The sequence below is a fragment of the Armatimonadota bacterium genome, from assembly GCA_031459715.1.
GTDB lineage: Bacteria > Sysuimicrobiota > Sysuimicrobiia > Sysuimicrobiales > Humicultoraceae > Humicultor > Humicultor tengchongensis.
Genome location: JAVKIA010000067.1, coordinates 1 through 4126, shown reverse-complemented (window position 1 = coordinate 4126; position 4126 = coordinate 1). Strand labels below are relative to the sequence as shown.

3 protein-coding genes are annotated in these 4126 nt (G+C 65.2%); 2 read left to right on the top strand and 1 reads right to left on the bottom strand.

Going from position 1 to position 4126, the window contains the following annotated elements; all coding sequences use genetic code 11:
* Window positions 1–388: 388 nt before the first annotated feature.
* Complete coding sequence (locus tag QN152_13695; protein MDR7540555.1) at window positions 389–2452, bottom strand: APC family permease; 2064 nt, start codon at window positions 2450–2452, stop codon at window positions 389–391.
* A 299-nt stretch (window positions 2453–2751) separates the two neighbouring features.
* Here QN152_13695 and QN152_13690 point away from each other — a divergent pair, with 299 nt between their 5' ends.
* Together QN152_13690 and QN152_13685 are read left to right on the top strand one after the other, a co-directional pair.
* On the top strand, window positions 2752–3501 hold the full coding sequence (locus QN152_13690) for a class I SAM-dependent methyltransferase (protein MDR7540554.1): 750 nt from the start codon (window positions 2752–2754) through the stop codon (window positions 3499–3501).
* 6 nt (window positions 3502–3507) lie between these two features.
* A partial coding sequence (locus tag QN152_13685; GenBank protein ID MDR7540553.1) for a biosynthetic peptidoglycan transglycosylase occupies window positions 3508–4126 on the top strand: 619 nt, incomplete at its 3' end.

Below are 4126 nucleotides of genomic sequence, written 5' to 3'. Positions count from 1 at the left end.
CAAGAACTCCTTCTGAGCCGCCAGCAGGTGGTCCCGCGCCTCGCAGGGGATGAAGTCGATGACAGGGCGGCGAAAGCGCAGCACCAGCTCCTCGCCCGGCCGGTACTCATACTCGAAGGGCTTACGTCCGTCGGCCTTGGCCATGATCGTTCCCTTTGATTCCTTCCGCTCTATTATCGCTCATGGAGGCCCTGCGGCGCTACCGCCGCATGTCCAACCGCTCAGGGTGAGTCTCTGCCCAGCAATCCGCCTCCGGATGATGTCGAACGACAAGCGAAGAACGCCGCCACTGTGCTGTCACCCCGAGCCGCAGCGAAGGGTCTCTGGAGCAGGGTGGAGCTCCCCTCCCCAGATTCTTCGCCTGCGGGCTCAGGACGAGCGGAGGCCCTCACTTCTCCTCCAGCCGGTACGGCAGGTCGATGACCCTCACCCCCGGCTGCTTCCTGAGGTGAGGCTTCAGGCGCAGCACGTTCTGGTTGTGCAGGGGCCGCTCCCACCAGTGGCGCGGGACGAAGCCGGGTAACACCACCGTGATGTTTCCCCCCGGCTCGGCCCGCTGCAGCGACCCCACGTAAGCCAGCATCGGCGCCACGAACGCCCGGTACGGCGACTCGATGATCAGCAGCGGAATGTCCGGGATCATCTTCTCCCAGCGCGCCCGGAGCTCGTCTGCCTCCTCCCTATCGTCCGTGATGTACACCGCCGTCACCCTGCCGGACAGCTCTCGCACAAACGCTATCGCCGCCAGGGTCACCTTGCTGATGCCGTCCACCGGCACCACAATGTGCTCCCGTGTTAGTGGACGCTCCGCCGGCACTGTGGTCGGGACGCCGGATGGAAGCATAGCCTCGTCGACCCCCACAACCTCATCAAACCAGTCGTAGTGGCGCCGTATTCGCGTGAACAAGAGCATCAGCGCCAGCATCAGCAGGATGGAGATCCAGGCCCCGTGGGTGAACTTGGTGCTGGCGATGATCAGCGCCACCACCGCCGTCGCTGCCGCTCCCACGCCATTGATCACCAGGCTCCCGCGCCAGCCGGGCTCCCGCAGCCGCCACCAGTGCGCCACCATACCCGACTGCGAGAGCGTGAAGGAGACGAACACCCCTACCGCATACAGCGGTATTAGCCTTGTCACCTCTCCAGCGAAGACGATGAGCAGCAGGGACGCAGCGCCCGCCAGGAAGACGATGCCTCGAGAGAAGGCCAGGCGGTCTCCCTTGAAGGCGAACTGCCGCGGCATGAACCGGTCCCTGGCCAGGATGGCCGAGAGCCACGGGAAACCAGCGAAGCTGGTATTAGCGGCCATGAACAACACCAGCGCCGTCGCCGCCTGGTAAGCGTAATACAGCACGTTCTCGCCCAGGACGCCCTTACCCAGCATCGATACGATGGTCTCCTTCTCCGACGGTACCAGCCCATAGCGACTGCTCAAGTAGGAGACGCCCAGGAATAGGAAAGCCAAAATGCAGGCCATCATTGTCAGCGTCGTCCGCGCGTTCTGACTTTCCGGCGGCTTGAACGCTGGTACAGCATTGGAGATGGCCTCTACCCCCGTCAGCGCCGCGCTGCCGGACGAAAAGGCCCGCAAGATGAGGAACACCGTTAGCCCCTGAGTGGCCACCACCTGCTCCCGCGGCGGCGCACCGTGCAGCAGCGACCCCGGTGCATCCCCGATGACCACTTTGATCAGACCCACCACGATCATCGTGCCCATGGCCAGGATGAAGAAATAGGTGGGGGCGGCGAACATTGTCCCCGATTCGCGGATGCCCCGTAGGTTTCCCAGAGCGAACAATGACACCACCAGCACTCCTATCGGAACCCGCACGTCGTAGAGGCCGGGCGCCGCCGAAGTGATGGCCGCCACCCCCGCCGCCACACTTACCGCCACGGTCAGGACATAGTCCACCATCAGCGCCGCCGCCGCTGCTAGCCCCGGGCCCTGTCCCAAATTCTCGCGTGCCACCGTGTAGGCGCCGCCCCCGCTGGGATAGGCCCTGATCGTCTGGCGGTAGGAAAGCGTCACAATGGCCAGCAGCAGGACGATGACCCCCGTTATGGGCAGCGCGTGGGACAGCGCTCCCGAACCAGCCAGCGCCAGCATGATTAGGATCTCTTCCGTAGCGTAGGCAGAGGAGGACAGCGCGTCTGATGAGAAGATGGGCAGGGCTTTCACCTTGGTCAGCCGCTCGTGGATCGCCTGCGATGTAGCGAACGGGCTGCCAATGATCACTTGCTTGAGGCCGGCGAGATACCGGCCGAGAGTGTCGGCAGGAATGCTGGCCAGCCGCGTGGCTTCCAGGTAGCCCGGAGCGACCCGCGTGAACCGCCGCTGGCGCGGCACCACCCGCAGGTACGGCCCGCGAGAGGCCCGCCCATAACGAACCTCCCGCAGCTCGATGTCCTGCTCCGGCCAGTCAGAGCCGCCCCGCTCCTGGCGCGGGATCACGATCCGCGTCCGTTCGCCTGGCGCCGCGCCTTCCCCTTCTGTGACCCCCTCTTGCTGGCGGAGCAAATCGACATCCCTGATGGGGGCTTCCAGACGGCGCTCTCCTGGCCCCCTGATGCGGACGAAGGATCGACGGCCCTTTTTCTCCATACCTTCGGCCTAGATTATCTCCGATCTACATACTATCGCCTGGGGACAAAGAAGCAAGCCGACGAGGGGAGAGTCATGCGTCATCTCCACTTCCCACCTTGCCGCTTGCCGCCCGCCCTGCTACCATACCCTAGGTTGTGGTCGAGGAAGTGAAGACAGCGCCCGCCCCCCCGGTGGCCGGCCTGGGCCAGCCCAGTTACGTCTGGCGGTTCGGCCTGGAGCGCCGCCTCTCCCTCATCCGTCACTACGTCCCCCTGGAGGGCCGCCGCATGCTGGACATCGGCTGTGGTGTCGGCACCTTCGTGCGGCGGCTGGCTGAGTTCTCGGCCTACGTCTACGGCGTGGACATCGATAGGCAGCGCGTCCGGCGCGGCGCGCAGGCGCTAACACCCGCCCCCAGCGGAGGCCTGGCGGTGGCGGTGAGCGAAAACCTCCCCTTCCGGGACGCCGCCTTCGACCTGGTGCTCCTGCACGAGGTGTTGGAGCACGTCCGCGACGACGCCCTCACCCTGCGCGAGGCCTGTCGCGTGACGCGGCCCGGGGGCAACATCGTCATCTTCTGCCCCAACCGCCTCTACCCCTTCGAGACGCACGGCGTGTTCCTGGGCAAGCGCTACATCTTCGGAAACATCCCCCTGGTGAACTACCTGCCGGACCCCTGGCGGCGGCGGCTGGTGCCCCACGTGCGCGCCTACACTGGGGGCGGTCTGCGACGCCTTCTGGCCCGCCTGCCAGCCCGGATAGTGGTGCACACCTGCGTCTGGCCCGGCTTCGACAACCTATCGGCCCGCAGCGGCTTCGCCTCGGCGGTGTTGCGACGGGTGCTCTATCCTCTCGAGGGCACACCATTACGAATCTTTGGCCTCTCCCATTTCGTTATTCTGGAGAAGAAGGACTAGCAGGCGATGGCTGCGAGGCGTCCGTACATCCGGCGCAGGCTCCGGCGGCTGAACGGCAACGGCAAGCGCTCCGGCGCTCCGATGTGGGTCTGGCTGATGGCCTTCGCTGGCCTCCTGTTCCTGACCCTCCTCATTGCAGGTGGCGGTGTAGCTCTCGCCGTCTACCAGCACTACACGCACGACCTGGATCCCCCTGACCAAGCGCTGGCCAAGACTGGTTCGGCGGGCAGCCGCGTCTACGACCGCTACGGTACCCAGCTATACGAGTTCGTCGATCCCCTATCGGGGCTGAGCAACCCTGTGCCCCTCTCCGAGATATCTCCCTGGCTCATCCAGGCCACCATCTCCACCGAGGACGCCAGCTTCTACGACAACCCGGGCATCAACGTGCGTGGCGTCGTTCGGGCGGCCCTGGAAAACCTCACGCCCTTCGGGCCCGGCTGGTTCAAGGGCAGCGGCGGCAGTTCCATCACCCAGCAGCTCGTCAAGAACGTCTACATCCCGGAGAAAGAGCGGCACGAGCGGACGATCGGCCGCAAGGTCAAAGAGGTCATCCTGGCCATCGAGCTGAAGCGCAAGTACAGCGACGACCAGATCCTGGAATGGTACCTGAACCAGGTCTTCT